Source organism: Lachnoclostridium edouardi (assembly GCF_900240245.1).
Classification (GTDB): domain Bacteria; phylum Bacillota; class Clostridia; order Lachnospirales; family Lachnospiraceae; genus Lachnoclostridium_A; species Lachnoclostridium_A edouardi.
Map to the genome: position 1 here is coordinate 3,004,968 of NZ_OESQ01000001.1, position 22,962 is coordinate 3,027,929.

Sequence of the window (22,962 nt, forward strand, 5' to 3'; positions counted from 1 at the left end):
AAAGAGGAGTGATTGTGTGGCAGAAAGTCAAAATATAGAATGGAAAGAATCTTGGCGAGATGAGTATCTTAAATGGATATGTGGTTTTGCCAATGCACAGGGCGGTAAGATTTATATTGGAACAAATGATGACGGCACGGTGATTGGTGTTCAGGACAGTAAAAAATTACTGGAAGATATTCCGAATAAAGTTCGGGATGTTCTTGGTATTATTGTAGACGTTAATTTGCTGACTAAAGATGGAAAAGACTACATTGAAATTTGCGTGAATTCAAATAGTTACCCCGTCAATTACAAGGGTGAATATCATTACCGGAGCGGCAGCACTAAACAGCAGTTAAAGGGGCAGGCGTTAAATCAGTTTCTGTTACAGAAAACGGGAATTACATGGGACAGCGTGCCGATTCAGGGGGTAACTATACAGGATTTAAGAAATGACAGTTTCGATATTTTCCGTGAACAGGCAGTACGCAGCAAACGAATGGACAAGAAAGACATTGATGCCACGAATGAACAGCTGTTGGACAGTTTGAATTTGCTTGAAAATAGTCATTTGAAAAGAGCTGCTATTTTGCTGTTCCATCATAATCCGGAAAAGTGGATACCAGGAGCATACATCAAGATTGGTTATTTTGAATCGGATTCCGAACTGCGTTATCAGGATGAAATTCACGGTTCACTAATTTCACAGGCAGATAAAGTGGTTGATCTCATTTTTACGAAATATTTAAAGGCAGATATCTCGTATCAAGGAGTAACAAGAGTAGAAACCTACCCTTTTCCGAAAGAAGCAATTAGGGAAGCTGTTTTTAATGCGATTGCACACAAATTTTACGGAGCATTAATTCCAATTCAAATTAGTGTGTATGCAGATCGGATTTATATTGCGAATGATTGTATTTTCCCAGAAGATTGGACAATTAATGATTTGATGGGAAAACATCGGTCAAGACCGTATAATCCTCTGATTGCCAATACATTTTTTAGAGCTGGTTTTATCGAAGCGTGGGGACGTGGAATTGAAAAAATCAAGGATAGCTGCAAAGAAGCCGGAAATCCTATGCCGGAATATACAATTAAACGTGAGGACATTATGGTTATGTTCAAGAGCTTGGTTAGCAGCACTGACCAAGCTACTAACCAAGCTACTGACCGAGCTAACCAAGGTAACGATAATTCTGTAGTTACATGCATCTTGAAAGTGATTCAAGAGGAACCATCGCTGTCTCAGAAAAAGATTGCAGATGTCATTGGAGAAAAGTATAGTACAGTTAAGTATTATATGGAATCTATGAAAAAATCTGGAATTATAAAAAGAGAAGGTTCCAGCCAAAAAGGAAAATGGATTATTCTATAACTATATTTCACACAATTCAACAATTACATTACTCTGCTGATACAGCCAGTCCGTAAATTCTTTCGGGCTGGCTCTTCCTGTTTTTACAGCCTTTTTTCTCTGCAATGCTTCTTTCTTGAAATAGCAGCTATGATGGTTTACCGCTGGTTCTGGATGTGGCAGACATCCAGCGGATTATGGGAATTTCAAGATTGAGCGCCTATGAGCTGGTATGCACCCCCGGCTTACCGGTGTTCCGCAGGGGCAGGCTTATCAAAGTCAGCAAGATTGCTTTCTTTGAATGGATGGCAAAAGGCTCCGAAATCGTACCGAAAAGCAACAAATAAGCAGGAGGTATCATTCCCTATCTGCGTACAACGGATAGAAGCGGAGAAAGGAGCTGGTTATGGCGAGAATGAGCAACAAGCGGCGGCTGGAATGTTGTGGAGAAATGCGAGAAACATCCCCAAGCCCAGCTTGCCTATTCCTTTGACATTGCCATGCAGAATGAATTGACGCTGGAAGAAAATATGGAACTGGCCAGGAAATTTGTGCAGGAGCAGTTTGTGGCAAATGGTATGATTGCCGACCTTGCCTTTCACACCCCGGACAAGGAAAAGAGCGGTATCTCCAACCCGCATTTTCATGTGATGACAACCATGCGCCCCTTGAATCCTAATGGCAAATGGGAACGACGGACCCTAGTACGTCTAATTTATTGGCATTAGCAAAACTTTATGGAGTATAAGCAGAAGAACTACTGAAAGGAATAGGGGACAGTCAAGAACAGGTAAAATCGTGTCAGCAGGAGGAAAGTAAGTAGTGAAGCTGTATTTCCAAATCCTAATATTGTGTTAATGAATAATGCTTTTAGCACATTTTTTGTTGCGGCTTTGTATATGCAGTTTTGGGATTGGTTTGTAATTGGAATTAAAAATAAGAATTGGATACAGATTCTAAAAGTAGTGTTGTACTGTTTTCACTTTTATTATCAGCAATATCATATGTGACTGCCAGACAAGGCGTACAGTGGATAATGGGATTTGCAGCAATACCGATGATGTTGTATAATGGTACAAAAGGAAAAAATATGAAAAACTTCTTTTATATTTTTTATCCCCTTCATATCGCTTTGCTATATCTTTTAGCCACATTAGTTTCATAACAGAATATTATATAAAAATACAGATGGGTAAAAGTTAAGAATTTGAGAGCTGAATATTATAGAAAACCCAGTGGGAAAGCAGATTAGACATTTAAACGATAAAGACAAAAAGTATGAAAGAACTATGGAGGATGGGAAGCTATGAAAGGAAAAATTACAAATGCAGTTTCTAAATATGATAAGAAGAGAGAAGATTCTATGAAAAGCAAAATTATTTATAAGGATGCTGCTTTAAATGCAATAGAAGACGCTACAAAATTTGATACGAAGATTATTAGTTCTAATGATGAATATTTAGGAACTCTTCAGCAGGCAGACAGTATAGAATATGATATTCTAAAAATGAATATGGAAAGGGCAGAGTCAGAAGATGAGCGTCAGTCTATAAGAGATAGAATGGCTGAAATGAAAAGAGAACGTTATTTAAAAGATTCTGAAAATAAAACGTTTTATGAAAAACAGCAGATACAGCATAAAAATTATGTTATACAGGTTTTAGCAACAATAGCAGTTGTGGGCTCAGGAGTTATAGCATATAGGAAACCGATTATGAATGTGGGGAAAACTTTGTTAATTAAGGCTAAGAAATAGTGATACATATAGAATACTTGATGAATGAAAAGATATATGCTGACAGTAAGGACGACAAGAATATGGGAAAATACCATGAAGAGAAATGTGAGATAATGGGAAGGTATTTGGGAAATATAGCTAACGGTTTTGCTTATCATATAAAAGAAGATATTCCCGGCAAAAAAATTGATCATGCTGTTAAGAGGTTTGCCTCTGGCATAGATAGGGCAAGTATTATTGGATTTTTTGACACAACAGTTATGGGGAGCGGCAAGAATGGATATATCTTTACTGACGATAAGGTATACTATGTAGATACTTTTGAAAAGCCAAAAAAGTTTTGGTATGATGATATTAAAACAATAAAATTAAGTAATATATACGAGAAAGACTGTGACAGAGTTTTAGAAATAACTCAGTATGATGGAAAGCAAATAACGATTAGCAGTCATTTCCTTAATAAAACGCCATTAAAAGAGTTTTTGGAAATAATGAAAGATTACAACTCATCTGAAATAACAAGGCAGTCAGTGGAAGTTGAAAAAATAGAAAATGTAGGTGCACAAGCCGGCGGATTAGGAGTTGGGGCGTTTAAAACTGTAAATAGCCAGTATGAGGAGGAAAAATTTCATGCTCGTCAGGGGCATGGCTTTACAGCAGAAAGGGCCAATACTTTGTATGATAATATTACAGGACGCGCTGCTGAAATTGTAGGAGATGATAATGCAAAGAACGGCGCTGATAGAGTTGTGGATGGTGTTTATATTCAGTCTAAATATTGTGCTACAGGCTCTGGTTGCATTAACGCATGTTTTGAAGAAGGCGGCAATGGAACATTCCGGTATATGATAGACGGAAAGCCTATGCAGATTGAGGTTCCGTCTGATAAATATGAGGAAGCTCTGAAAGCGATGGAAGAGAAAATCCGCAGGGGTCAGGTGAAAAATATTACAAACCCGGAAGAGGCAAAGAATATAGTAAGAAAAGGTCATTTTACTTATGCACAGGCAAAAAATATTGCACAAGCAGGAACCATAGAGTCTTTGACGTATGATGCTGTTAACGGCATCGTAAGCGCTGCGTCAGCCTTTGGAGTGACTGCAATGATTGCTTTGGCATCCTCTGTGTGGAGCGGTGAGGATTTTGAAGATGCAGTGAAGATGGCAGCTTATTCTGGATTAAAAGTAGGGGGGGACAGCATTTGTCACCTCTATTTTGGCGGCACAGCTTTCAAAGGCAGGGCTTAACAGCACTTTATCCAGCAGTTCTCAGGCGGTTGTTTCAATGATGGGGCCTAGAGCATCAGCAGTTTTAATTAATGCTTTTAGAACAGGAGCTAAGCCTATTTATGGCGCAGCCGCCATGAAAAGCGCCGCCAAGCTGCTTCGCGGGAATGGAATAACCGCCAGCATAACATTCGCAGTGCTTTCTTCAGTTGATATTGCCAATATATTTAGAAAGCGGATTTCCGGAAAACAGTTGCTTAAAAACATGGCGGGTACTGCTGCAACTGTAGGTGGAGGCACAGGAGGCTGGATTGTGGGAGCTGCTGCAGGTTCAACTATTCTGCCGGGAGTTGGCACTGTTATTGGCGGCGTAATGGGTTCATTAGTCGGCGGGACAACAGTGGGAAAAGCTGCCGATACAGTTGTCAGTACCTTTATTGAGGACGATGCAGACAAGATGGCAGAAATTATCCAGAACGTATTTACAGATATGGCTTCAGAGTATCTTTTAAATAGTAAAGAGGCGGAAAAGTCTGTAGATAAGCTTAGGGATAAGCTTAGGGGAAAGACTCTTAAAGATATGTTTGCAAGCAGTGACCGAGAACAATTTGCAAGAGATATGCTGACTCCAATTATTGAGGAAGAAACAGCAAAGCGGGAAATGATTTATAATCTTTCTGCTGAACAGATGGCAAATAGCATTAAAACAGTATTAATAGAAATCAGCCATACATTGACGGCATACACAGAGAAGGAAACAGGAGAATTACTATGAATACAAAATTAAAAATTAAATTCAATGCGCCAGTTGTATTAGGCTTTGTATTTCTTTGCTTTGGCGCAACTTTGCTGGGGTATATTACTACAGGGAAAACAAATCAGCTGCTGTTTATGACCTACCACTCGTCCTTAATGTCTCCTATGACATATCTGCGTTTTTTTACCCATATATTTGGTCATGCTGACTGGGAGCATTTGATTGGAAATATGTGTTATATTTTACTCCTTGGACCTTTGCTGGAGGAAAAATATTCGTCCGGGATTTTGCTGGAGGCTATTGGTGTGACAGCTTTAATTACAGGAATTATTAACTACATATTTTTCCCGCAGATTGCTCTTTGCGGCGCCAGCGGCGTTGTGTTTGCATTTATGATCTTGTCGTCCTTTACAAGCTTTAAAAGGGGAGAAATACCTCTTACATTTATTTTAGTAGTAATATTTTTTATGGGGCAGCAGGTGATAGAGGGGGTTACAGTTAAAGACGATATTTCCAATATGGCCCACATTGTAGGCGGAATTGTGGGAGGGCTGATTGGATATTGTTTAAATAAGAAGCCAGGTTCTGCGGTGATATAAAATTTTCAGCATGATCTGAAAAGGATAGGGAATAAAATAGGAATAACCATAAAAGAATCGACGGTAGAAACCTATGAATTATGGATTGGCGCTGGCGGGAGGCGGTGCAAGAGGAGCGGCCCACGCAGGGGTGCTGCGTGCCTTGGAGGAGCAGGGGCTTTTGCCGGATATTGTGGCGGGCACCAGCGCCGGCAGTATAATTGCAGGCTGCTTGGCAGCAGGGCTGACTCCGGGGAAGCTGGGCGAGGAGGTAGAATATTTATCAGAGTATGGCAATATGTATTTAGATCCTGATTATTGGGGGATGCTTAGGTTTATTCCTCAGATGCTGGAAAGGCGGCCAGTATGTTTAAAAGGCTTTTTAAAGGGGAATAAAATGAACCAGTACCTTTGCAGTCTTACAAATGGCTGTAGAATTCAGGAAGCTAAAGTGGGGATTCTGATTCCGGCTGTAGATTTATTTTCCGGCAGAACAGTGGTATATACTAATTTAGATATAGAGGAAGAAAAAATAAGGAAGTCCTCTCTCCCTAAGGAGGTGTCGGGAGATATGGTATGTTGGGAGAAAAATGGCAGGCTGTGCGACATTATGATGGCCAGCAGCAGTGTTCCAGGAATATTCCGCCCCAGAAATATGGGAGGATATTTGCTGGTGGACGGAGGAGTAACCCACAATCTGCCGGTAAATCTTTTGGCTGCGGCGGGAGTGAAAAATATTATAGGGGTAGATATTGGAAATGAAACAGAAATGGCTGAAAACGGCTCAATTCTGGATGTAGTTACCAGATCATTTTCCATAAGAGGGGAAAGTCTGGAAAAGTGCCATTCTCAGGACGATATTTTAACTCTCAGACCCAGACTGCCTAAAAATGCCGGTTTATTAGAATTTTCTGCTATGTTAGAATCTATGGAAGCAGGATACCAATATACATTGAAAAAGATCCCGGCCATCAGAAAAGCTGTTTTGAAGTAAATTTAAAGGGAAATAAAGGGGAAACACAGAGAACCAGTTAGTTTTTTCTGGTTATCTGCGCTTCCCCTTTTTATGTATTATTTTATAACAATTAAATCGTATGCCCGGGAGCCTAAACCGATTTTCTCTGCGTGATTTAAGCAGGAGCGCCATTCAGACTCAGGCGTTGAGTTTGTAAAATGATCGTGGTGATCTACAAAACCAGGGCTGGCCAGATTGTCAGACAGCTGGCTGTGAGGAAGAGGAGTAGCTGCAAGACAGGCGTCCACACAAGCCTGATCTAAAGCCAAAGGATCAAAGGAAGCAAACATTCCCAGGTTTGGCAGAATAGGCGCGTCGTTTTCTCCGTGGCAGTCGCAGTTAGGGGAAACGTCCACCACAAGAGAAATGTGGAAGCTGGGACGTCCATCCAGAACAGCCTTTGTGTACTCTGCCATTTTGCAGTTAAGCACTTCATTGGCATTGTAATTGTCAAAATTAATAGCATCAAAATTGCAGGCTCCCAGACAGCGGCCGCAGCCTACGCAGGAATTTTGATCTACAGACATTTTTTTCGTTTCAGGGTTGAAAATCAAACCGTTATTGGCACATTCTTTTGCGCATTTGCGGCAGCCTTTACAGGCCTCAGGTGAAATACTGGGCTTACCGTCGCTGTGCTGCTCTGTTTTTCCCGCTCTGGAGCCGCAGCCCATACCTATATTTTTAATGGCTCCGCCAAAACCGGTCATCTCATGGCCTTTAAAGTGAGTCAGGCTGATGAAAACGTCGGCGTCCATAACAGCCCGGCCAATTTTAGCTTCTTTTACATATTCCCCGCCTTGTACTGGGACGGCAATATCATCTGTGCCTTTTAAGCCGTCTCCAATTATAATTGGACATCCTACTGTAAGAGGGGTGAAGCCGTTTTCCCATGCGCATTCCAGATGCTCTAAGGCATTTTTGCGGCTTCCGGGATACATAGTGTTGCAGTCTGTTAAAAATGGACGTCCGCCTAATTCCTTTACTACGTCCGCCACAGCCTTGGCATAATTAGGGCGGAGATAGCTGATGTTGCCTAATTCTCCAAAGTGTAGCTTAATAGCTACAAATTTTCCATCCATATCTATCTGCTGGATGCCAGCCTTTTTAATCAGCTTTTTCAGCTTTGTGGGAAGTCCATCTCCAAAAGCGACAGTGCGGAAATCCGTAAAATAAACCTTTGATTTTTCCATGGCAAATACTCCTTTATTTTTTTTCACGCGTTCCTCGTTCCATAAAAACTACGGGAACCCCAAACCTCGCTAACACGAACTTTGGGTAGCAAATAGTTCACAAGGTATTTCACAAGTGTTACTATTTTTCATTCTATTCAGGTATTCTAAAGTTAGGAGAGTTAAATGTCAAATACTTTTTAAGAATATGAAGCATTGTTTGGCAGGCATAACTTCCGGACGGAAAATGAAACAGGAAAATTTGGGAAAAACAGAATAAGAGAATAAAAAAGCGGTTATGCTTTTTTTAAGAATCAGCAGAAAAATAGAAGACAGGCAAAGGGACGGTAAATTTCAGGCAGGAAAAAGGAGGAAACAAAATGCTGGGAACAATGGAAGAAAAGGCAATGGTCAAGTTTCTGGGAAAGTTTAAGGATTCCCCGTTTATTGTAAAATTTAATGGAAGAGAATATACAGTGGGTCAGGGACAGCCTGACTTTACAGTATATGTGAGAAGGCCTATTCCGGTCTCTCAGTTAATGACCAGTACTTCCCTTGCTTTAGGGGAGGCATACATGGATGGAAATTTAGAGGTAGAAGGGGATTTATACTATGCTTTAGACAGGTTTTTAAGTCAGATGGATAAATTCTCCACAGACCGCCGCTCATTGGTAAAGCTTTTAAATACCTCTCTGTCTAAAAAGAACCAGGAAAAAGAGGTAACAAGCCACTATGATATTGGAAATGATTTTTATAAGCTGTGGCTGGACAAAACTATGAGCTATTCCTGCGCTTACTTTCAGAAGGAAGAGGACACTCTTTACCAGGCTCAGGTAAATAAGGTGGACTATATTTTAAAAAAGCTTTATTTAAAAGAAGGAATGAATATATTAGATATTGGATGCGGCTGGGGATTTTTACTTTTAGAGGCAGCTAAGAAATATAAGGTAAAGGGTCTTGGAATCACCCTCAGCAAGGAGCAGCACAGAGAATTTGAAAAGCGAATCAAAGAGGAGGGCTTAGAGGATTATCTGCAGGTAGAGCTTATGGATTACAGGGATTTGCCTAAATCAGGAAAAAGCTTTGACAGGGTGGTCAGCGTAGGAATGTTAGAACATGTGGGAAGAGAAAACTATCATTTATTTGCAGACTGCGCCAGTCAGGTATTAAAAGACGGAGGATTATTTCTGCTTCATTTTATCAGCGGTTTAAAGGAATACTCAGGGGACCCGTGGATAAAAAAATACATTTTTCCAGGGGGAATGATTCCCAGTCTCAGGGAAATGGTATCCTGCTTAGCTGACGACAGCTTTCATGTGTTGGATGTGGAGGATCTAAGACTACATTATAATAAAACACTTCTTTGCTGGGAGAAAAATTTTAAAGAAAACAGGGAAGAAATCAGCAAAATGTTCGATCACAGATTTATGAGAATGTGGGAGCTGTATTTGGCCTCCTGCGCAGCTGCATTTCACAACGGAATTGTGGATATACATCAGATTCTGGCCTCAAAAGGTGTAAATAATCAGCTGCCCTTAGTCAGATGGTATTAAAAAATAGTTCAGCACGGCGTGCGAAACTATTTTTTACCCAGTGAAAGGTATATAACCGCAGAGATTATAATAACTTTCCCATGGGGCCTTTGGGATGGAAAACATCTAACAAGGTACTGAAAGATTATTTACGGTCAGTGTAACACATGTATTGTAAACCTACAAAAATATGAAATGTCAGCCGGTTAGTCTGGTTGACATTTATTGTTTTGAAGAATAGAATAATAATATTGTACGTTTAATTTAAATAGGCAGAAGAAGGGGTGGCAGAATTATGGGAAAAGTAAAGCAGGAAAGCAGCCGATATGATCTGTTGGTAAACCAGCCGGTAGAAAAGGTTATTGTACAGATGGCAATTCCTACTATTATCAGTATGATGATCAGTTCTATATACAATATGGCTGATACATATTTTGTAAGCCAGCTGGGAACCAGCGCTTCTGGGGCAGTAGGAATTATTTTTTCCGCCATGGCTATTATTCAGGCCATTTCTTTTACAATAGGAATGGGAAGCGGAAATTTTATGGCCAGGTGTCTGGGAGCAGGACAGCAGGAAAAGGGAGAGCAGATTGCATCTACAGCATTTTTTACAGGTTTAATTACAGGAACCATAATTGGAGGAATCTGCTTATTCCATGTGGAAGATATTGTTATGCTGCTGGGGTCTACAGAAACAATTAAGCCTTATGCAGTGGAGTACGCCAGGTATATATTTTTAGCCACGCCGTTTATGATGTGCTCCTTTATTATGAATAATCTTTTAAGACTTCAGGGCTTGGCTATTTACGCTATGGTGGGAATTACCCTGGGCGGCGTGTTAAATATGATACTGGACCCGATTTTTATTTTTGGGTTGGGTATGGGAACATCAGGGGCGGCCATTGCCACAGGCCTTTCTCAGCTGATTAGCTTTACAGTACTTTTGTGTCAGTGTAATTTAAGAAAAGAATGTATTTCCATCAGACTGAGAAACTTTAAACCGTCCCTTTCTTTGTACGGTCAGGTAATTAACGGAGGAATGCCTTCCTTAGGAAGACAGGGGATGGCCTCTCTTGCTACTATTGTGTTAAATACCACCGCTCGCCCTTACGGGGACGCGGCCATTGCGGCTATGGCTATTGTAAACAGATTTATTTATATGATTAATTCTGCGGTAATTGGATTTGGCCAGGGCTTTCAGCCTGTATGCGGATTTTCCTTTGGCGCTAAGAAATATGATAGAGTAAAAAAGGCTTTTTGGTTCTGCGTAAAATCCAGCACAGCTGTCCTTTTAGTAATCAGCGTAGTTTTGTTCCTGTTTTCAGGAAATATTATCGGTTTGTTCCGAAAAGACGATATAGAAGTAATTAATATCGGCACTACAGCTCTCAGGCTTCAGATTCTCACCATGCCTTTAAACGGGTATTTGACTATGGGAAATATGTTCTCCCAGTCTATTGGATATGGAGTCAGGGCCACCATTTTATCTTTATCCAGACAAGGCTTATTTTTAATTCCTATTTTGGTTATTGGGGAACACTTCTTTGGGCTTATAGGGATTCAGATGGCTCAGCCTTTAGCCGATATCTGCACCTTTATTATTTCAACCTTAATTATTTTAGGAATTCTGAAAGAATTTACTAAGCGGGAAGAGCAGGCCTGGGCGCAGTAGAGGGAAATATTATGGATTTTAAACAGTTGTCTTATATAGTAAAGGTGGCGGAGTGCCAGAATATTACGAAAGCCGCAAAGGAGTTATTTATTTCCCAGCCCTCATTAAGCCAGTTTTTGTCTAAAACAGAGGAAGAGCTGGGGGTGAAGCTGTTTGACAGAAGTACTAACCCTTTAACTTTAACATACAGCGGAAAAAAATGTGTGGAGGCTGCAAAACAAATTCTGGATATAAATAATAATCTGAAAAAGGAGCTGGAGGATATTGCAGGCTGCCAGAAAGGTCAGATTGTAGTTGGCATTCCCAGGGAGAGAGGCGGATATATGCTGCCGCCTGTGCTGAAGGAATTTAAAAAGCAGTATCCGGAGGTGGAGATTCAAACAGCAGAGTATAACACGGACCTTTTGCTGGAACAGCTAAGCCAGGGACGTTTAGACGTGATTTTTATTCCAGAAAGAAACTTAGACTCAGAGCTTGCATATGAAGAGATTTATGAGGAGGAGCTGGTTTTAGTCACAGGGGACGGAGTGATTGACAGAAGCTGGTGCCTGGACGGGTACGCCAATGTAATTGACTGGGAAAAAATTAAAACCATGCCTTTTGCAGTGCTGAAAAAGGGGCATGGCGGCAGAAGAAAATGTGAAGAAATTTTTTCCAGCCATAATATAGAGCCTGTGATTGCATTTGAGACAAACAGCAATTCCACAGCTTTGCGCATGGCTGCCGAGGGAATTGTGATTACTATGGTTCCGGAGATGACAGTGCGCCTGTTTCAGGGAGCTCAAAGGTTTAATACATATTCTTTGGATAAAACACCTGTTACATGGAAGGTGGTGGCAGTTTACAGAAAAGCCGCTTATCAGAATCTGGCTCAGAAAGAATTTATAAAAATAGCAAGAAACATTTTTCAGGGAAGAAAAGATTATTGACTAGAACAAATGTTTTCGATATAATAAAACTAATTTTTGGCAAAAGCTAAATGTACATTCAGAAGAATGAGTTTATGAGAAAATAGTAAGAAAAATTGAAAAATAATAATAAAAAGGCCAGGAAGGCTTGAGATTCCAGAAGGAGTACGCTTTCCTGGCTTTTTGCGCGGGTTTGCCTGAAAACTAATAATTAACTGATAATTAAAGAATGTAAAAGGGGAGAAAATAAGGAAAATGAAATGTAATATAAAATGGAAAGCTGCGGCAGCTGCAGTTATTTTTACACTTAGCATAACCGGATGTGGAAAAACACAGACTTCAGAATTACAGCAGGAAGAAAATAAAGATTCTGTTATTGTGGTAATGGGTCCTACCTCTGAGCCGGAGGCAGGATTTGACCCGGCCTACGGCTGGGGAGCAGGAGAACATGTCCATGAGCCTTTAATTCAAAGTACTCTGACAGTGACTACAGCTGATTTAAAAATAGATTACGACCTGGCCACCGACATGACGGTCAGCGACGACGGCTTAATTTGGACTGTAGACATTAGAAACGATGGAAAATTCACTGACGGGGAACCGGTGACAGCAGAGGATGTGGCCTTTACATACAACACATTAAGAGACGTAAGCTCTGTAAATGATTTTACTATGTTAAAGGAGGCCGTGGCTATAGACGGGGACACAGTGGAATTTCATATGAACAGACCGTACTCCATTTGGCCATACACAATGGCTATTGTAGGGATTGTGCCGGAGCACGCCTACGGGCCTGATTATGGGCAGAATCCTGTAGGCTCGGGAAGATACATATTAAAACAGTGGGATAAAGGGCAGCAGATAATTTTGGAGGCCAACCCAGATTACTACGGAGAGCCTGTTAAAATGAAAAAAGTGACCATTTTATTTATGGAGGAGGACGCAGCATTTGCGGCCGTAATGGCAGGCCAGGCAGACCTGGCTTATACAGCTGCCTCCTATTCCGACCAGCAGGCAGAAGGATACGAGCTGCTTTCCTTTGCCACTGTAGACAACAGAGGATTTAACCTGCCTGCTGTTCCTTCAGGGGAAACAGATGAAAACGGAGTGCCTTTAGGCAATGATTTTACATGTGACGTGCAGGTAAGACGGGCTATTAACTTAGGTATTGACAGAGAAGAAATGATTGAAAATGTTCTGTACGGCTATGGAACTGCGGCTTACAGCGTGTGCGACAAAATGCCCTGGTACAATGAAAAAGCAAAAATAGATTGTGACAAGGAGGCGGCCAGACAGCTCCTTGATTCTGCCGGCTGGATAGAAGGCGCTGACGGGATCAGGGAAAAAGACGGCATAAGGGCAGAATTTTCTCTTTTATATCCTGCAGGTGATTCTGTGCGCCAGGCTTTGGCGGCAGACACGGCCAACCAGTTAAAGGAGCTGGGAATTGAGGTAAAGACAGAGGGGGCGGACTGGGAGACTGCCTATGACAAGGCCCAGTCACAGCCTTTAATGTGGGGCTGGGGAGCCCACACTCCTATGGAGCTTTACAATATTTATCACACAATGTCAGGAAAAAAATATGCCCAGTATTCTCCATACAGCAATCCTCAGACAGATCAGTACATGGATCAGGCCTTGGCCTGCAGCGATTTAGAGGAATCTTATGAGCTGTGGAAAAAAGCCCAGTGGGACGGAGAAACAGGTATTGTGCAGGACGGGGACATTCCCTGGATATGGCTGGTAAATATAGATCACCTTTACTGGTCTAAAAAAGGCCTCCATGTAGCAGAACAAAAGCTTCACCCTCACGGCCACGGCTGGTCTATTGTAAACAATGTGGATCAATGGACCTGGGAATAATTGAGAAAGAATGTGCTGAAAACATATGAAACAACTTTTTAATAAAGAAACAGGGATTTTTGTAGGGAAACAATTACTGCGCATGACTGTGCTTTTAGTGCTGGTAAGCGGGGCGGCCTTTTTCCTTTTGGCTGTGTCTCCCATAGATCCGTTAAAAACAAATGTAGGCCAGACGGCCCTGGGCTCTATGAGCCAGGAGCAGATTCACAGGCTGGAAGAGTACTGGGGAGTTAATACTCCTGCCATAAAGCGTTTTTTCTCCTGGCTTTTGGGAGCAGTGAAAGGAGATTTTGGCGTTTCTCTTTTATACCGCCGGCCTGTAATGGAAGTAATCGGGGAGAAAATAGGCAATTCCCTGGGACTTTTAGCCGCAGCCTGGCTGCTGTCAGGGATTACAGGATTTTTTCTGGGAATCTTGGCCGGAAAGAAAAAAGGGGGAAAGGCAGATAAAATTATTACAGCCTACTCCCTGGTTATAGCCAGCGCTCCCGCCTTTTGGCTGGCCATGGTGCTTTTAATGGTATTTGCAGTAAAGCTGCGGTGGTTTCCCATTGGCTTCAGCATTCCTGTAGGGGTAAGTCAGGAGGAGGTTGGATTGGCAGACAAGGTAATTCATGGATTTTTACCTGCGGCCGCTTTAAGTCTTACAGGGATTTCCAATATTGCTATGCAGACAAGGGAGAAAATGGCCGCTGTTATGGAAAGCGACTATGCTTTGTTCGCCATGGCAAGAGGGGACTCCCAGTGGTCTATAGTAAGGCGGCATGGACTTAGAAATGTAATACTGCCTGCCATGACTCTTCAATTTGCCTCTGTCAGTGAAATTATTGGAGGTTCTGTTTTAGTAGAACAGGTTTTCTCCTATCCTGGATTAGGCCAGGCAGCAGTTACGGCAGGGCTGGGCAGCGACGTTCCTCTTTTATTGGGAATTACAGTTGTCAGCTCTGTGATTGTATTTTTAGGAAATCTGACGGCCAACGTGCTGTATCAGACAGTAGATCCAAGGCTTAGGAGGAGAAAAAGGTAATGGGGGGAAAGGAAAATTGTAAATACAGTTTTGGGTGGAACAGCCGCATTACTTTGTGCCTGTTTATGGCTGTTTCTTTTATATTCCTCGCAACAATTACAATTGTAGGCAGCGGCCTTCAGGAGCAGGCGTTAGCCACAGATTTTACCAGGAAGAATATAGGCCCCTGCAGAGAATATTTATTTGGCACGGACTGGATGGGAAGAGATATGTTTTTACGAACACTGGCAGGTCTTTCTGTAAGCATCCGCATAGGAGGGCTGACAGCTTTAACCAGCGCGGTAATCGCCTTCTTATTAGGCACGGCGGCGGCAGTCTTCGGCAGGAGGGCAGACGGTCTTATCTGCGGTCTTATTGATCTGGTTATGGGGATTCCCCACATTTTGCTGCTGGTGCTGATTTCTTATGCCTTCGGAAAAGGCTTTTGGGGGGTAATTATAGGAATCACCTTAACACATTGGACCTCCCTGGCCAGATTAATCAGAGGAGAGGTGCTGCAGCTAAAGGAAAGCGTATATATTAAAATCAGCCGTAAGCTGGGCCATAAGCCTTTAAAAATTGCTTTCAGCCATATGGTTCCTCATTTGCTGCCTCAGTTTATTACAGGCCTGGTGCTTTTATTTCCCCATGCAATTCTCCATGAGGCCAGCATCACCTTTTTAGGGTTTGGCCTGCCTCCGGAGCAGCCGGCAATAGGAATTATTTTATCTGAAAGTATGAAATATTTAGTGATGGGAAAATGGTGGCTGGCTTTATTTCCAGGCCTGCTTCTTTTGGCAGTGGTAATGACGTTTCACCTTCTGGGACAGGGGCTTTTAAAGCTGCTTGATCCTGCCAGTGTCCATGAATAAAATAGTATTTTCAGGCGGTAAGGAGTTTACAGGGGAGTGACAAATGAAGGATACAATATTAGAAGTAAAGAATTTTTCTGTGTCATTTACACAGTATGAAAAATGGTTCCACAAAATACAGCTGCCTGTAATCCGGGATTTAGATGTGACAGTTAAACAGGGAGAGATTACAGCTGTAGTAGGCTCCAGCGGGTCGGGAAAAAGCCTGCTGGCTCACGGAATACTGGGTCTGCTGCCTTATAATGCCGCCCTAGAGGGAGAAATATACCTGGAGGGGGAGCTTTTAAGCCAAAAAAGAAAAGAGGAGCTAAGAGGCAGTAAAATGGTTCTGGTACCTCAAAGCGTGTCATTTTTAGACCCTCTTATGAAGGTGGGAAAACAGGTGAGAAACGGAAAAAAGGATAGGCTGTCTGTAAATAAATCAAGACAGCTGCTTAACAGATACGGCCTGCCTGAAAATACAGAAAATCTTTATCCCTTTCAGCTGTCAGGAGGCATGACAAGAAGAATTATGATTTCCACGGCTCTTTTGGGAAACCCTAAACTGGTTATAGCAGACGAGCCTACGCCTGGACTGCATTTAAGCGCGGCCAAAAGAGTTTTAAGCCATTTTAGGGAAATTGCAGACCAGGGGGCGGGAGTACTTCTTATTACCCATGATTTAGAATTGGCTTTAAATGTAGCGGACCGGGTAACAGTGCTTTACGCAGGCACAGCTGTGGAGGAGGCAGATGTAAAGGATTTTGATTCTCTGGAAACCTTGCGCCATCCATATACAAAAGCTTTGTACAAAGCCATGCCGGAGCACGGATTCTTTTCAGAGCCTGGAAATCAGCCTTATGTGAGAAATCTTCCTGCAGGCTGTCCTTATCAGGCAAGATGCAGCAGAGCAGAGGAAAGATGTAAAGGAGAAATCCCTGCTTTGTGGTATAATGGAGGCAGAGTCCGCTGTGTTTTGTATGGAAAGGAAGAAAACCTATGAAGCTGGAAGCGAAGGACATTTCATTTTCCTATGATAACGGAAACAGAATGATATTCAATCATTTGCACATTACAATTAAGCCAGGAGAAAGAGTAGGTTTGATTGCCCCCAGCGGCTTTGGAAAAACTACATGCTGTAAAATCCTGGCCGGATATGAAAAGCCGGACAAAGGCCAGGTTTTGCTGGGAGGAAAACCTTTATCTCACTATAAAGGATACTGCCCGGTACAGATGATCTGGCAGCATCCGGAGCTTTCAGTAAATCCCAAAAGAAAGATGAAAACAGTTTTACAGGAGGGGGACCGTGTAAATGACCAGGTAATAAGAGGGCTGGGAATTGAAGAGGGCTGGATGGAACGGTATCCCATAGAGCTTTCCGGAGGAGAGCTGCAAAGATTTTGCATAGCCAGAGCTTTGGGAGAAAGCACAAAGTTTATATTGGCAGATGAAATTACTGCTATGCTGGACTTAATTACAAGAAGCCAGATATGGAATTTTCTGGTGAAAGAGACAGAGGAAAGGCAGATTGGACTTTTAGCGGTCAGCCATTCTGAGGAGCTGCTGAAAAAAGTATGTACCAGAATTGTAAAGCTGCAGGAATAAGGAGGATGAACAGTGGATACAAGAGAGCTGTTAAATCTTGTAAGAGAAGGAAAAATATCAGTGGAAGAGGCGGAGAGGGAGTTAAAAGATCTGCCCTACAAGGATTTAGGATATGCCAAGCTGGATATACACAGAAAGCTGCGGTCCGGATTTCCGGAAACTGTTTTCTGCCAGGGCAAGCCGGATGCCTATTTAATCCAGATTTTTAAAACCTTATATGAAAAAAACGGACAGGTGTTGGGAACCAGGGCAAGTGCAGAACAGTATGAGCTGGTAAAAACAGTGCTGCCTGAAATTACCTATGATCCTATATCACGGATTTTAAAAATAGAGGAGGAAAATAAAGAAAAGGAGGGCTGTATTGTGGTGTGCACAGGAGGAACGGCAGATATTCCTGTAGCCGAGGAGGCCGCTCAGACAGCAGAATTTTTCGGGGCTCAGGTAGACAGAATTTACGACGTGGGAGTGGCCGGAATTCACCGTCTGCTTAGCCAGCGGCACAGGCTGGAAAAGGCCAACTGTATTATTGCGGCGGCAGGCATGGAGGGAGCTTTAGGAACCGTCGTGGCAGGGCTGGTGGAAAATCCTGTGATTGCTGTTCCCACCTCCGTAGGCTACGGAGCCAACTTTCACGGCTTGTCAGCTCTTCTCACAATGATTAATTCCTGTGCAAACGGCATATCTGTAGTTAATATTGACAACGGCTACGGCGCAGGATATTTAGGCACACAAATTAATAGATTGGCGGTAAGGAAAAAATGAAAAAAGAGAAAATTTTATATTTAGAATGTTACTCAGGAATCAGCGGAGATATGACAGTGGGAGCTCTCTTAGACTTAGGAGGGGACAAGGAGGGACTTTTAAAGGTCTTGAACAGCTTAAACATAGACGGATACCATCTTCATTTTGGGAGAAAGGAAAAATGCGGAATAGACGCATATGATTTTGATGTTCATTTAGAAAGCCACCACCATGATGATGACCAGGAGCATCACCATCACCACCATGATGATGGCCACGATCACAGCCATGATGATGACCATGCCCACAGCCACAGCCATGATCACACCCACGATCACCACCACAGTCATTCCCATGTCCACAGAAATCTTTATGACGTAATGGAGATTATTAACAGAATGGATGGGAAGGATTCTGTAAAGGCAATGGTCGGGAAAATATTTTCCATAGTGGCTGAGGCGGAGTCTAAAGCCCATGGTCTGCCTGTGGAGCAAGTGCATTTTCACGAGGTAGGGGCAATAGATTCTATTATTGACATAGTAAGCGCTGCATATTTAATTGATTCTCTAAATGTGGATAAGGTAATTGTTTCTCCCCTGGCAGAGGGGACAGGCTATGTGCGCTGCCAGCACGGAGTTATGCCTGTGCCTGTGCCTGCTACGGCAAATATTGTAAAAGCCTATGAGATTCCTTTAAAGCTTACTGACAATCAGGGGGAAATGGTGACGCCTACAGGAGCCGCCATTGCCGCCGCATACCACTGTAAAGAACAGCTGCCTAAGCTGTATTCTATTAAAAAAATAGGGCTGGGAGCAGGAAATAAGGATTTTGAACAGGCCAATATTCTCAGGGCCATGATAATAGAAGAGACAGTTTCAGAAGAACAGGCCAAAGATCATACAAGTATGCAGGTTTTGGAAACTAATATAGACGACAGCACAGGAGAATGTTTGGGATATGTAATGGACAGGCTGTTAGAGGCCGGAGCAGCAGATGTTTGGTATTCCCCTGTGTATATGAAGAAAAACAGGCCGGCCTGTACGCTTCATGTGCTTTGCAGAAAAGACCAGATGGAGGAAATGGAAGAAATTATTTTTAATGAGACAACAACCATTGGAATCCGAAGCTACAGTGTAAACAGAACAATTTTAGAAAGAAGAAATCAGATGGTGGAAACCTCCCTGGGGGAGGCAAAGGTGAAGCTTGCCGGTTATAAGGGAAAATACAGATGTTATCCAGAATATGAAAGTGTGAAAGAAATCAGCAGAAAAACAGGGCTGGGCTTTCAGGAGGTTTACCATATAGTAAAGGAAGCAGGCAGGAAATATGAAGGCTGATTATAAAGAAAAGCAAAAGCAGCTGATTCAGTATATGGAAGAAACGGCTAAAGGCGATATTTGCCTTGGATTTTCAGGAGGCGTAGACAGCAGCCTGCTTTTAAAACTGGCCTGCCAGGCAGCAAAAAAAACAGGAAAAAAGGTGTGGGCAGTTACCTTTGACACCAGGCTGCATCCTGCCTGTGACAGAGAAAACGCAGCGGCAGTGGCAAAGGAGCTGGGAGGCATACACATAGTTTTGTCTATAGATGAATTAGAACAGGAAGAAATCCGGCATAATCCGATAAACAGGTGTTATCTCTGCAAACGTCATTTATTTACAGCTTTAAAATCATTTGCAGCAGAAAAAGGCTGCTCAGTTTGCATGGATGGAACTAATGAAGATGATCTTCATGTTTACAGGCCGGGTATTAAGGCTTTAAAGGAACTGGGAATTGTTAGCCCCTTAGCAGAATGTAAAATTACAAAGGCAGAGGTGAAAGCTATGGCGGCAGAATACAAAATCTCCTCCGCAAAAAGGCCTTCTACTCCATGTATGGCCACCAGGCTGCCCTACGGAGAGTTTTTAGATTATGATTTATTAGACAGAATCGCCGCAGGGGAGGAGTTTCTGAAGAAATATACGAAAGGAAATATCCGGTTAAGGATTCATGGACCTGTAGCCAGAATTGAGACTGATGAAAGCCAGATGCAAAAACTTATGGATAAAAAAGGGGAAATTGTGAAAGGCTTAAAGCAGCTGGGATTTTCTTATATTACTTTAGATTTAGAATGCTTCCGCAGCGGCAGTATGGATGAAAATATAGATAAAAAGCTGTGATGAAAAGCTGTAAAAAAGAATGCTTTGACAAATCAGATTCCATATGTTATAGTTGTTTGCGTATGATTAAACGCCGATGCCCAGTGTCCTGGAATCTCCAACCGATCACTTGGTATACGGTCAGATTATTTTATTAAAGGAGGAAATCACAATGATTTCAAAGGAAAAGAAGTCTGCTATTATTGCAGAGTATGGAAGAAAAGCTGGAGATACAGGTTCACCAGAGGTTCAGATCGCTATTTTAACAGCCAGAATCGCTGAATTAACAGAGCATCTTCAGAAAAACCAGAAGGATCATCATTCCAGACGCGGTCTTCTGAAAATGGTAGGACAGAGACGTGGTCTTCTGAATTACTTAAAAGAGAACGACCTGGAAGGATACCGTGCACTGATCGAGAAATTAGGAATCAGAAAGTAATACAACAGCTTAGGGTGGAGAGAAGTCAGCTCCACCCTACGTTTCGTTTTGGCAGAGGAGACTTCCGGGACCGCTGAAGAGTCCAAAACAGGATTTTTTGGCCTGTTCAGTAGTTTCGGCGCCTTCTGCCTGAAAATTAAAAATGAAAAAGTAAGTAAAAAGTAGAAGGAGAAAAAAGTATGTACAAGAGTTTTTCAATGGAACTGGCTGGCAGAACCCTTACTGTAGACATAGGCAGGGTGGCTGCTCAGGCCAACGGAGCAGCCCTGATGCATTATGGAGATACTGTTGTGCTGTCCACAGCAACAGCCTCTGCAAAGCCGAGAGAGGGAATTGATTTCTTCCCACTGAGCGTAGAATTTGAAGAAAAATTATATGCAGTAGGTAAGATTCCAGGCGGTTTTAACAAAAGAGAGGGAAAAGCTTCAGAAAACGCTATTTTAACAGCTCGTGTTATTGACCGTCCTATGAGACCGTTATTTCCAAAGGATTACAGAAACGACGTTACATTAAATAACCTGGTAATGAGCGTAGATCCGGAGTGCAGCCCTGAGCTGACTGCAATGCTTGGCTCTGCCATTGCAACATGTGTTTCTGACATCCCGTTTGACGGCCCATGCGCTACTACTCAGATTGGCATGATTAACGGAGAATTTATTATCAATCCTTCTAATGCCCAGAGAAGAGAGTCTGATATGGCTCTTACTGTAGCATCTACCAGAGAAAAGGTAATTATGATCGAGGCCGGCGCTAATGAGGTAGCTGAGGATGTAATGATCCAGGCTATTTTTAAAGCCCATGAGGTAAACCAGGAGATCATTAAATTTATTGATACAATTGTAGCAGAATGCGGCAAGGAAAAACACAGCTATGAAAGCTGCGCAGTGCCGGAAGAGCTGTTTGCAGCAATCAGCCAGATGGTTCCTCAGGAGGAGATGGAGGAAGCTGTATTTACAGACGACAAGCAGACAAGAGAGGGAAATATTGCTGCAATCACAGAAAAGCTGGAGCAGGCTTTTGCTGAAAATGAAGAGTGGCTGGCAGTGCTGGGGGAGGCTATTTACCAGTACGAGAAGAAAACAGTCCGCAAAATGATTCTGAAAGATCATAAGCGCCCAGACGGCAGAGGAATTACTGAGATCCGTCCTTTAGCTGCAGAAATCGACCTGCTGCCAAGAGTACACGGTTCCGGTATGTTTACACGGGGACAGACACAGATTCTTAACATCTGTACATTAGCTCCTCTTTCTGAGGCTCAGAAATTAGACGGATTAGATGAAAATGAAACATCTAAAAGATATATGCATCACTACAACTTCCCATCCTACTCTGTAGGTGAGACAAAGCCTTCCAGAGGACCGGGACGCCGTGAAATCGGACATGGAGCTTTAGCTGAAAGAGCGCTGCTGCCAGTGCTGCCAAGTGAAGAAGAGTTCCCGTATGCAATCCGTACAGTATCTGAGACAATGGAATCTAACGGTTCTACATCACAGGCCAGCATTTGCGCTTCCACATTATCCTTAATGGCAGCAGGCGTGCCGATTAAGGCTCCTGTAGCAGGAATCTCCTGCGGCCTTGTAACTGGAGAGACAGACGACGACTATTTAGTTCTCACTGATATTCAGGGTCTGGAAGACTTCTTTGGAGATATGGACTTTAAGGTGGGAGGAACTCACAAGGGAATTACCTCCATTCAGATGGATATTAAGATTCACGGCCTTACAAGACCGATTATTGAAGAAGCTATTGCAAAGACAAGAGAAGCAAGACTTTACATTCTGGATGAGATTATGAAGCCGGTTATTGGAGAGCCTCGCAAAGAGCTGAGCAAATATGCTCCTAAGATTGTTCAGATTACCATTGACCCTCAGAAGATCGGCGACGTAGTAGGAAAACAGGGCAAGGTGATTAATAAGATAATTGAAGAAACAGGCGTTAAAATTGACATTTCAGACGACGGCTCCGTAAATGTGTGCGGAACAGACCAGGAAATGATCAATAAGGCTGTAAGTATCATTAAAAATATTGTTACTGATCTTGAAGTAGGAATGATTATGACCGGCAAGGTTGTCCGTGTTGTAAATTTTGGAGCATTTGTAGAGCTGGCTCCAAATAAGGACGGAATGATCCACATTTCCAGACTTGCAGATAAGAGAGTTGGAAAAGTAGAAGATGTAGTAAATATCGGCGATGAAGTAAAGGTAAAGGTAATTGAGATCGACCGTATGGGCAGAATCGCTTTAAGTATTAAACCATCTGATTTGGAAGAAAAGACAGAGGAAACCCAGGAATAAACAAAGGGCTGCTGCCGGCAGATATCTGTAATAGACAGATTTGCCGGCGGCGGCCATTTTTTAATTCTCAGGAAAATGTAAGTTTATACTTGCCTG

21 protein-coding genes and 1 pseudogene are annotated in these 22,962 nt (G+C 42.4%); 21 read left to right on the forward strand and 1 reads right to left on the reverse strand.

Annotated features, from left to right (window positions below):
- Positions 1-16 precede the first annotated feature (16 nt).
- The 8 genes and pseudogenes from C1A07_RS14435 (at position 17) to C1A07_RS14470 (ending at position 6,629) form a co-directional block, all read left to right on the forward strand.
- A complete protein-coding gene (locus C1A07_RS14435) occupies positions 17-1,357 on the forward strand; it encodes an ATP-binding protein (protein WP_101877712.1) in 1,341 nt (446 codons plus the stop codon).
- Positions 1,358-1,770: 413 nt separating this feature from the next.
- Positions 1,771-2,025, forward strand: a pseudogene (locus C1A07_RS16580) (MobA/MobL family protein); the annotation flags it as partial.
- 317 nt (positions 2,026-2,342) lie between these two features.
- Entirely contained in the window at positions 2,343-2,501 is a 159-nt protein-coding gene (locus C1A07_RS16805) for a TraX family protein (protein ID WP_242972371.1), read from the forward strand.
- A gap of 141 nt (positions 2,502-2,642) precedes the next feature.
- Positions 2,643-3,092, forward strand: a complete 450-nt coding sequence (locus C1A07_RS14455) for a hypothetical protein (protein ID WP_101877715.1) — start codon at positions 2,643-2,645, stop codon at positions 3,090-3,092.
- 62 nt (positions 3,093-3,154) lie between these two features.
- Entirely contained in the window at positions 3,155-4,321 is a 1,167-nt protein-coding gene (locus tag C1A07_RS16500) for a hypothetical protein (RefSeq protein WP_242972328.1), read from the forward strand.
- A 37-nt stretch (positions 4,322-4,358) separates the two neighbouring features.
- Entirely contained in the window at positions 4,359-5,075 is a 717-nt protein-coding gene (locus C1A07_RS16505; RefSeq protein ID WP_242972329.1) for a hypothetical protein, read from the forward strand.
- Positions 5,072-5,656: a rhomboid family intramembrane serine protease gene (locus tag C1A07_RS14465; RefSeq protein ID WP_101877716.1), complete on the forward strand. Its 585-nt coding sequence runs from the start codon at positions 5,072-5,074 to the stop codon at positions 5,654-5,656. The genes C1A07_RS16505 and C1A07_RS14465 overlap by 4 nt, the downstream gene beginning before the upstream one ends.
- A 73-nt stretch (positions 5,657-5,729) precedes the next feature.
- Positions 5,730-6,629, forward strand: a complete 900-nt coding sequence (locus C1A07_RS14470) for a patatin-like phospholipase family protein (protein ID WP_101877717.1) — start codon at positions 5,730-5,732, stop codon at positions 6,627-6,629.
- Between the two features lie 77 nt (positions 6,630-6,706).
- Here C1A07_RS14470 and C1A07_RS14475 read toward each other — a convergent pair whose 3' ends face one another.
- Positions 6,707-7,840 carry a DUF362 domain-containing protein gene (locus C1A07_RS14475; RefSeq protein ID WP_101878161.1) on the reverse strand — a complete coding sequence of 378 codons (1,134 nt, stop codon included), beginning with the start codon at positions 7,838-7,840 and terminating at the stop codon, positions 6,707-6,709.
- Positions 7,841-8,199: 359 nt separating this feature from the next.
- On the opposite strand from C1A07_RS14475, the gene C1A07_RS14480 reads away from it, so the two are divergent.
- The 13 genes from C1A07_RS14480 (at position 8,200) to C1A07_RS14545 (ending at position 22,866) form a co-directional block, all read left to right on the forward strand.
- The gene (locus C1A07_RS14480; RefSeq protein ID WP_101877718.1) at positions 8,200-9,372 is read left to right on the forward strand and encodes an SAM-dependent methyltransferase; all 1,173 of its coding nucleotides are present in this window, start codon (positions 8,200-8,202) and stop codon (positions 9,370-9,372) included.
- Between the two features lie 274 nt (positions 9,373-9,646).
- Positions 9,647-11,023: an MATE family efflux transporter gene (locus tag C1A07_RS14490; RefSeq protein WP_101877719.1), complete on the forward strand. Its 1,377-nt coding sequence runs from the start codon at positions 9,647-9,649 to the stop codon at positions 11,021-11,023.
- A gap of 11 nt (positions 11,024-11,034) precedes the next feature.
- Positions 11,035-11,952: a LysR family transcriptional regulator gene (locus C1A07_RS14495; protein WP_101877720.1), complete on the forward strand. Its 918-nt coding sequence runs from the start codon at positions 11,035-11,037 to the stop codon at positions 11,950-11,952.
- A gap of 234 nt (positions 11,953-12,186) precedes the next feature.
- Positions 12,187-13,794 carry an ABC transporter substrate-binding protein gene (locus C1A07_RS14500; RefSeq protein WP_101877721.1) on the forward strand — a complete coding sequence of 536 codons (1,608 nt, stop codon included), beginning with the start codon at positions 12,187-12,189 and terminating at the stop codon, positions 13,792-13,794.
- Positions 13,795-13,819: 25 nt separating this feature from the next.
- On the forward strand, positions 13,820-14,821 hold the full coding sequence (locus C1A07_RS14505; RefSeq protein WP_101877722.1) for an ABC transporter permease: 1,002 nt from the start codon (positions 13,820-13,822) through the stop codon (positions 14,819-14,821).
- Positions 14,821-15,672 carry an ABC transporter permease gene (locus C1A07_RS14510; protein WP_101877723.1) on the forward strand — a complete coding sequence of 284 codons (852 nt, stop codon included), beginning with the start codon at positions 14,821-14,823 and terminating at the stop codon, positions 15,670-15,672. Before C1A07_RS14505 ends, C1A07_RS14510 begins: the two co-directional genes overlap by 1 nt.
- Before the next feature lie 43 nt (positions 15,673-15,715).
- Positions 15,716-16,654 carry an ABC transporter ATP-binding protein gene (locus C1A07_RS14515; RefSeq protein WP_101877724.1) on the forward strand — a complete coding sequence of 313 codons (939 nt, stop codon included), beginning with the start codon at positions 15,716-15,718 and terminating at the stop codon, positions 16,652-16,654.
- A complete protein-coding gene (locus C1A07_RS14520; protein WP_101877725.1) occupies positions 16,651-17,256 on the forward strand; it encodes an ABC transporter ATP-binding protein in 606 nt (201 codons plus the stop codon). The genes C1A07_RS14515 and C1A07_RS14520 overlap by 4 nt, the downstream gene beginning before the upstream one ends.
- Positions 17,257-17,268: 12 nt before the next feature.
- Positions 17,269-18,018 carry a nickel pincer cofactor biosynthesis protein LarB gene (gene larB, locus C1A07_RS14525; RefSeq protein ID WP_101877726.1) on the forward strand — a complete coding sequence of 250 codons (750 nt, stop codon included), beginning with the start codon at positions 17,269-17,271 and terminating at the stop codon, positions 18,016-18,018.
- Entirely contained in the window at positions 18,015-19,334 is a 1,320-nt protein-coding gene (larC, locus tag C1A07_RS14530) for a nickel pincer cofactor biosynthesis protein LarC (protein ID WP_101877727.1), read from the forward strand. Before larB ends, larC begins: the two co-directional genes overlap by 4 nt.
- Positions 19,324-20,154, forward strand: coding sequence for an ATP-dependent sacrificial sulfur transferase LarE (gene larE / locus C1A07_RS14535; RefSeq protein WP_101877728.1), 831 nt, complete (start codon positions 19,324-19,326; stop codon positions 20,152-20,154). The genes larC and larE overlap by 11 nt, the downstream gene beginning before the upstream one ends.
- Before the next feature lie 151 nt (positions 20,155-20,305).
- A complete protein-coding gene (gene rpsO / locus C1A07_RS14540; protein ID WP_101877729.1) occupies positions 20,306-20,572 on the forward strand; it encodes a 30S ribosomal protein S15 in 267 nt (88 codons plus the stop codon).
- 179 nt (positions 20,573-20,751) lie between these two features.
- Positions 20,752-22,866: a polyribonucleotide nucleotidyltransferase gene (locus C1A07_RS14545; protein WP_101877730.1), complete on the forward strand. Its 2,115-nt coding sequence runs from the start codon at positions 20,752-20,754 to the stop codon at positions 22,864-22,866.
- Positions 22,867-22,962 lie beyond the last annotated feature (96 nt).

What these genes read in the sequence shown, in the direction of transcription:
- C1A07_RS14515 (WP_101877724.1), top strand. Translation starts at nt 15,716, where the DNA reads ATGAAGGATACAATATTAGAAGTAAAGAATTTTTCTGTGTCATTTACA.
- C1A07_RS14545 (WP_101877730.1), top strand. Translation starts at nt 20,752, where the DNA reads ATGTACAAGAGTTTTTCAATGGAACTGGCTGGCAGAACCCTTACTGTA.
- larE (WP_101877728.1), top strand. Translation starts at nt 19,324, where the DNA reads ATGAAGGCTGATTATAAAGAAAAGCAAAAGCAGCTGATTCAGTATATG.
- C1A07_RS16500 (WP_242972328.1), top strand. Translation starts at nt 3,155, where the DNA reads ATGGGAAAATACCATGAAGAGAAATGTGAGATAATGGGAAGGTATTTG.
- C1A07_RS14475 (WP_101878161.1), bottom strand. Translation starts at nt 7,840, where the DNA reads ATGGAAAAATCAAAGGTTTATTTTACGGATTTCCGCACTGTCGCTTTT.
- C1A07_RS14480 (WP_101877718.1), top strand. Translation starts at nt 8,200, where the DNA reads ATGCTGGGAACAATGGAAGAAAAGGCAATGGTCAAGTTTCTGGGAAAG.
- rpsO (WP_101877729.1), top strand. Translation starts at nt 20,306, where the DNA reads ATGATTTCAAAGGAAAAGAAGTCTGCTATTATTGCAGAGTATGGAAGA.
- C1A07_RS14455 (WP_101877715.1), top strand. Translation starts at nt 2,643, where the DNA reads ATGAAAGGAAAAATTACAAATGCAGTTTCTAAATATGATAAGAAGAGA.
- larC (WP_101877727.1), top strand. Translation starts at nt 18,015, where the DNA reads ATGAAAAAAGAGAAAATTTTATATTTAGAATGTTACTCAGGAATCAGC.
- C1A07_RS14505 (WP_101877722.1), top strand. Translation starts at nt 13,820, where the DNA reads ATGAAACAACTTTTTAATAAAGAAACAGGGATTTTTGTAGGGAAACAA.
- C1A07_RS14500 (WP_101877721.1), top strand. Translation starts at nt 12,187, where the DNA reads ATGAAATGTAATATAAAATGGAAAGCTGCGGCAGCTGCAGTTATTTTT.
- C1A07_RS14510 (WP_101877723.1), top strand. Translation starts at nt 14,821, where the DNA reads ATGGGGGGAAAGGAAAATTGTAAATACAGTTTTGGGTGGAACAGCCGC.
- C1A07_RS14470 (WP_101877717.1), top strand. Translation starts at nt 5,730, where the DNA reads ATGAATTATGGATTGGCGCTGGCGGGAGGCGGTGCAAGAGGAGCGGCC.
- C1A07_RS14490 (WP_101877719.1), top strand. Translation starts at nt 9,647, where the DNA reads ATGGGAAAAGTAAAGCAGGAAAGCAGCCGATATGATCTGTTGGTAAAC.
- C1A07_RS16505 (WP_242972329.1), top strand. Translation starts at nt 4,359, where the DNA reads ATGATGGGGCCTAGAGCATCAGCAGTTTTAATTAATGCTTTTAGAACA.
- C1A07_RS14465 (WP_101877716.1), top strand. Translation starts at nt 5,072, where the DNA reads ATGAATACAAAATTAAAAATTAAATTCAATGCGCCAGTTGTATTAGGC.
- C1A07_RS14520 (WP_101877725.1), top strand. Translation starts at nt 16,651, where the DNA reads ATGAAGCTGGAAGCGAAGGACATTTCATTTTCCTATGATAACGGAAAC.
- C1A07_RS14495 (WP_101877720.1), top strand. Translation starts at nt 11,035, where the DNA reads ATGGATTTTAAACAGTTGTCTTATATAGTAAAGGTGGCGGAGTGCCAG.